The sequence below is a fragment of the Leptospira alstonii serovar Sichuan str. 79601 genome (assembly GCF_000347175.1).
Taxonomy (GTDB): domain Bacteria; phylum Spirochaetota; class Leptospiria; order Leptospirales; family Leptospiraceae; genus Leptospira; species Leptospira alstonii.
The window spans coordinates 1-6414 of the sequence record NZ_ANIK01000060.1 but is presented as its reverse complement, the minus strand read 5'-3'; the positions used below and the strand labels follow the sequence as shown (position 1 = coordinate 6414).

Here is a 6414-nt window from a genome sequence, read left to right as displayed (position 1 = left end):
GGAAAGTATGCGACGGATCCGATTTGTGTGAAAAAAAAATCAAAAAATAACGAAAAAATCCTCTCAGAACACCTAACGTACATTAATTGAAAAATCGTCTCGAAACACTATGGTAACTCCTGTCACGACTCTTATGAATCGCTCTAAACGTAGGAGTTCCCACATTTCAAGTGGCGAGGGTTTAGTCACTTAGGAGATTAGGACTTTACATACATAACATATAGCTGCTCCTAATTCCTAACTACTCGTCCCTAACATCGAAAACGTAGGAGTTCCCACAAAAACCGCTGCATCACATTATTTTCAAAGAAATAATTTCAAAATAAGCCTATTTTTCAATTCGTTTGTATTTTATGTTATAACTTGAATTCTTTTAGTTGGCTCAGAAGTAACACGCAAGTCGTTTATTTAAATTAGTAAAACGCCAGTAAATTGAGGAGATACAAAATGAAAGAATTCTTACGAAAAACGATAACGGGGGCGAACGTTCTCATTCTTCTATGTTTAACTTCGTATTGTGGGGGAGGAAAGGGGGAAGACAATTCCGCTTTGTTAGCACTTTTAGGTCCTCAAACGACTTCTAGCACGACGACTGTGACCTTTGGGGAGGCGGAAATCATCTGGGCAGAAACGAATATTCAAACAACTTCGGATTCACAGAACGCAAGTCCGGGTGTATCCGGCGGGGATCCATCTTTACCGGACCTCATGGTTTATCTCATCACCGGTGGGAGAAAAGTAGAAGTGAAACCGGGAGAGGACGTTTCTCAAAAACTGAAAGCCCAAGTTGCCAATTTCGGAGGTATTCTTGCGAATGGAAGTCGTCCGGCTCAGGAAGGTTATATGGTCGATCTGATTCTCTCTCAGGACTCGGTCGTGCCGGAAGGATACGCACCTTATTTCCCCGACTTTAAAGAAGACGTTTTATTGGGCGGCGGAAGAATTAGTAATACTCCGGATCTACTTCCGGGAACACTTGCTTATGTGAGCGAAGGGTCCAATATCATTCCTAAAAATGTTCCTCCGGGGGATTACAATCTTTGTGCAAGAGTGGACGCAGGATCCAAAGTAGCGGAATCGAATGAACAAAATAATACGGTCTGTGTTCCGATAACGGTTCAACCTTCCGAACCCCTGCCGGATTTGATCATTCCACGCGCATCGATTTATCCGAGCGGAATGAAATGCAGAGCAGGCAAACCTCTGCTATATGTCACTGCCGAGATAAAAAATATCGGACAAGGACCAAGTCCGAAAAGGTTGGATGTCGGTCTTTTCACTGTGCTGCACGAGAAGAGTGAAAGATGGGAGAACGGCGGTACCCAAATCGAATCCATCGAACCGGGAACTTGGGGAAATGGAGTCGGGCTCGAATCCATCCAACCGGGGGAGACGGTAACGGTAACACTTTCGATCAGTCATCTGAATGTGGATTCTTATTATATGGAAGGAAAACACACCTTCGCCCTAAGGGCCAACCTAGGAAATTGGATTCAGGAATCGAACGTGCAAAATAACAAGTACAGCAAAAAGACCATAGAATATACGATTCCGGAAGGATTTTGTAAAAGTCATCCGGGTTGACCTTGGATCGATCGTTTGAAAAGTTTTATTTGAAATATCCTCTCAATTCTCAAAAGATAATCGGGCTTGGGGAAAAATCTCTAAGCCCGATTTTTCATTTTTAAGGAAAGAAAACCGAAGAAGGAAGCACGAACAACTTGTAAGTAATGTGAAATTGCGCTTGAACTAAGAGCTTGTCCCAAAACCTCGAAGGAAATTTGTGGGAGTTCCCACGTTTTAGATGTCAGTGAATAGCGGATAGATGTCAGGGTTAAAATTTTTCCGATTTTATCCATAACGGCACGGAAGAGACCCAGCTTACCGTTCGTTTAAAAACGTAGGAGTTCCCACATTTTTGTGAAACTAAAGTCTCACCTCTCTACAGGTCGTTCGATAGGTTTTGGGACAAGTTTTAAATTGTTGCACTTCCTAAGGGGAAGGGGCGAATCCGGCCTTTGTTTTGCCAAGGCCGGACCGCGCTTGAACTCAATGTTTCTCCCCGTCGAGCGACCCTAGAAGCGAGACGTTCTAACTCTTGCAACGCTTTCTATGGATCGCGTTGAGGAAATTCAACACAACGCTTCCTAAGGGGCGCGTTGTGGGTCGAAACATAATGCTCCAATCAACAAATTGAGGGTTCGCTCTAAAAAACGAAATCTTTTCGTCATTCCAATTTGTTGATTCCGCTTCAATCGCTTTCGCATTGGTTACGCCGAACTCGTGTTAAGGTTTTCGAGTAGGATAAAAAACCGGTTTTTTTCCCCTTCCTAAAAACGATAATTAAGTCTCTTTTCTTTTTCCGGGCTCTTTCCGATACAAATAGCATGGAATCCAAAGACCTCAAACCCGCCTGGAATTTGCAAAATGGGAAGATGATTCTTCCTTACGTGTTACTTTTTGCGGGGATCATTTTGACTCTTTCCTTGGGTTCCTTTGACGCCGGAGAACGCGGAATCGAGCACAACTTCTTTGGAAGACTTGGATTTTATCTTTCTTACGGAATGTTTTTTATGTTCGGTGCGGCTTCGTTTTTACCCGGACTATTGACGATCGGTCTCGGATCTCTTCGACTTGTCAAAGACGGATTTGAACTCACAAACCGGCTCCTTTCTCTTCCCGTATTTTTATTGTGTTTCACAGTAACCCTTCAAATCATCGGGCACGTTTCTACGATTCCGTTCGCGTCCCAGGGCGGTTTTACGGGACAACTTCTTTCTTCCGGTTTGGAATTTATCTTCGGGTCGACCGGTAAAATTCTCATTCATCTTTTGTTTTACTTTTACGGTTTTATACTTTTGTTAAACGAATCGCCGCTCCATTTTATCGGGAGAATGCTCGGAACCGCGGGAGCGAATTACAGTAAAGGATTGCGGCACGGATTGGGAAAAAGCGGAGAAAATCTCGGATCGCTTTTTCAATCGGCGGTGGAAAGATTTCAAAGAAAAAAATCCAATCCTCCTTGGTTTTACACTCACACGAGCGAAACCGATTTTACGGAACAAGGCTACGGCTTGCCGCATCAACGTATGAGTTCCCACAAACACGCTCAAACGGAAGTCTCCGCGTTGCAGAACGCACTCCATTCCACTTTTGGAAAGGAAGGAAAACTGTCGGATCTACTCTCGAAGGTGGACTCGAGTTCCATGGTGACTCCGGAAACTTCTCGGTTTCGTTTTCAAAATCAGGGAGCCTTTACCGGAAACTTCGAAGAACAAGGTAAGGTGTTCCGTTTTCAATCCGTTTCCACTTCCCTTTCCGAAAAAATCCGAGAGGAAAAAAAATTTCAAGAAACTTCTTCCAGTTGGGAAATCATAGACTTTAGAACTTCCGATTTTTCTAATATTTCTTCCGGAAAGGAACAACCGGTCACGTTAGTCGTTCCTTACGGCAAACAAACGGGTTCTTCCGATTTCGATAATTCGGATCCAAATAAAGAATGGGATCAAAAGGATCGTTTTGATCCGTCGGAAAAAAAAGAGCCGATTGAAAGTTCAGAACTCGAAGATGAATTTTACGACGACTCGAATATTTCTTCGGATTCAAAAGAAGATCGGGAGGAATTTTCGGACCAAAAGACAGAGGCCGTAAATACCGAATTTTCTCGAAAGGAAATTTCTTCCGAAACCCTCGGCGTTTCAAAATTGCAGGAAAAGGATAACTCCGATTCATCCTTAAGTTTTCCCTCCGAAAAAAAAGAAGAGAGGATCGAACCGGCTTTGCCCTTTCCTCCAACGACACTCGTTCCCGAAGTCAGGTCCAAACGTTCCATCTATCACGTTCCTCTTAAGAGTTTGAAAACGACTACGACGAAAATTCAAGATCCTTTGTTTAAGATCGAGTCCGATAAGGTGGCTCGTAAGATAGAGGAGATCATACGTCAATACGGGTATGAGTCTCAAGTTGTCTCGATGGAACGCGGGCCGATCATCACGCGTTACGAACTCACTCCGCCTTTGGGAGTCAAACTCGGGAGAATCACTTCTCTTGCGGACGAACTTCGTCTTTATCTCGCGGTGAAAAATATCCGGATCGTCGCTCCGATTCCGGGTAAGTCTACGATCGGGATCGAGGTTCCCAACAGTTTGCGAGAGGATGTTTTTCTCGGAGATATCCTTCACCAAAACTTAAGTCTTCGTCCTAAAAAGGATCTTTCCATTTTGATCGGGAAAGATATCTCCGGAAAGTTAGTCGGAATCGATCTGAATAAACTTCCGCATTTGCTCGTAGCGGGAACGACCGGTTCCGGTAAATCGGTTTGTTTGAATTCCATGATTTCCTCCTTGGTGGTGCATCTTTCTCCGGAGGAAGTTCGTTTTATCATGATCGATCCGAAGATGGTGGAACTCACCTTATACGAGGATATTCCGCATCTTTTGATGCCGGTCATCACCGATCCGAAAAAGGCGACCCGCGCCTTGGCTTGGGCGATTCAGGAAATGGAAGCGCGTTATCATTCCGTTTCCAAACTCAAGTGCCGGGATTTTAAAACGTATAACGAAAAAGTGGAACAAGGAGCGCATCGGGACGGTTACAAAAAGATGCCGTATATCGTTATCTTCATCGACGAGCTTGCGGATCTGATGATGGTTTCGGGTAAGGATCTAGAAGACGCGATCACCCGAATCACTCAAAAATCCAGAGCGGTGGGAATCCATCTCATCATGGCTACCCAACGTCCTTCCGTGGACGTGATCACGGGCTTGATCAAGGCCAACTGCCCCGCGCGTATGGCTTTTCACGTGGCTCAGAAAACGGATTCTAAAATTATCTTGGATCAAAACGGCGCGGAATCCCTTTTAGGCAAAGGGGATTTTCTTTATAAGTCTCCGACTGCGGCCGATTTGATTCGAATCCAGTCTCCTTACGTTTCGGAAGAAGAGATCGAAAAGATCGTGGAGGAGGCCCGCAAGTTCGGCAAACCTTCCTATGTCGATTTCGATCTGGACGAGGACTTGGAAAGCTCCGTAGTGGACGAAGAGGACGAACAACTTTTCGAACAAGCTTGGGAGATCGTTCGTACCGATCGTAAGGCTTCCGCGAGTTATCTGCAACGTAGAATGCGGATCGGCTATAATAAGGCCGCGCGTTTGATGGAGTTGATGGAAGAACGAGGTTACGTCAGTCCTCAAATCGGTTCGAAAGGCAGGGAGATTTTAAGAGCCGGTTGATCGGATCGTTTCCTGAAAACCGAACTTTTGATTTAACCCTTTAGAACTTTTCCGAATCATCGTTGTTCGTTAGTATCTCCGATTCATGCTAAATGTTATTGAATTTTTGAGTAACGAAAGTCGCATATACTTTGCATTTCAATTTGTAAGCCGCTAACCGGTAAAAAAAGAGGGAGTAGGACGTCAAACAATGGTAATTAACAGAACCGATATTATTGAAATCGAAAAAAGTCTGATCGTGGGCATAAAAACGAGCGATGTTGAGTTTTTAGATTCCATCTTGCACGATGATTTGTTGTTCATCGCCCCGAACGGACAGACGATTACAAAAGAAATGGATTTGGCCTCTCATCGGGCGAAAGAAATGGCGGTGGAACGACTGGTTTCAACAGTTGAAGATATCTCCATCATTGGGGATACCGCTACGGTAGTTGTGGTTTATGATACCGAAGGTGTGATGTTGGGCAACCCAATTCAGGGAAAATTTCGATACGTCAGGGTTTGGAAATTATTCGCCGACGGTTTAAAGGTCATTGCCATAACCTTACCCACAAGTTAGGTTTTCGTGAGTAATTTAAACATAAACCCGATTTCCATAGCTCTCATGAGGCCTTTAAAAATGGTAAGGGGGCCCGGAGGAGCATCGGAATTGCGAGCCAAGTGCCCGCCTAATTTAGCAATCCACAGTAAGACGGTTCCTAACTCGGGTTCTTCCTTAGGAGGTTTCGGAGTTTCAAAAAGTCGACAATAAATGCCTTTCCATTCAAAAGACTCGAATAGGATGGATGCTTTTAAACCTGGAATATTTCTACCTAAGAATGTTAACATCATAACTCTCCAAGCAACAATAGCGCAGACAGCAATACAAGCTTTGAATCGATTCCCAAATTTAAATTGAGTAGATTCAATATTACATCCAGACTTTAAAACCTTGAAGAAAACTTCAATACCCCAGCGGCTTTTGTAATAGGCGATCATACTTTTTGCATCGTCCGAATTGTGAATAGGAATTGTGGTTAGAAATTTCCAATCGATAGATTCTTCCGGAGGTCCGCCTACCTCGGTTGCGGTTAACGCATACATATCAATATTTTCTAATTTCTTGTATTGAGGAGGTTTTATCGTTAGCTTTTCAAATCGAAGTTCGATTGTTGCTTCCCTCGCCTCCTTTCCTTTTTTCCTA

At 43.9% G+C, this 6414-nt stretch carries 4 protein-coding genes; 3 read left to right on the top strand and 1 reads right to left on the bottom strand.

Going from position 1 to position 6414, the window contains the following annotated elements; translation table 11 throughout:
• Nucleotides 1-447 precede the first annotated feature (447 nt).
• The 3 genes from LEP1GSC194_RS12845 (at nt 448) to LEP1GSC194_RS12835 (ending at nt 5790) form a co-directional block, all read left to right on the top strand.
• Nucleotides 448-1584 (top strand): CARDB domain-containing protein, encoded by a 1137-nt coding sequence (locus LEP1GSC194_RS12845; RefSeq protein WP_020773981.1) that lies wholly within the window; start codon nt 448-450, stop codon nt 1582-1584.
• An 803-nt stretch (nt 1585-2387) separates the two neighbouring features.
• Nucleotides 2388-5231, top strand: coding sequence for an FtsK/SpoIIIE family DNA translocase (locus LEP1GSC194_RS12840; RefSeq protein ID WP_020773982.1), 2844 nt, complete (start codon nt 2388-2390; stop codon nt 5229-5231).
• Between the two features lie 190 nt (nt 5232-5421).
• Nucleotides 5422-5790, top strand: coding sequence for a nuclear transport factor 2 family protein (locus LEP1GSC194_RS12835; protein WP_020773984.1), 369 nt, complete (start codon nt 5422-5424; stop codon nt 5788-5790).
• Here the strand turns inward: LEP1GSC194_RS12835 and LEP1GSC194_RS12830 are convergent.
• Nucleotides 5787-6414, bottom strand: a 628-nt coding sequence (locus LEP1GSC194_RS12830; protein ID WP_020772098.1) for an IS4 family transposase, incomplete at its 5' end; no start/stop codon positions are given. The two genes, LEP1GSC194_RS12835 and LEP1GSC194_RS12830, sit on opposite strands and share 4 nt — an antisense overlap.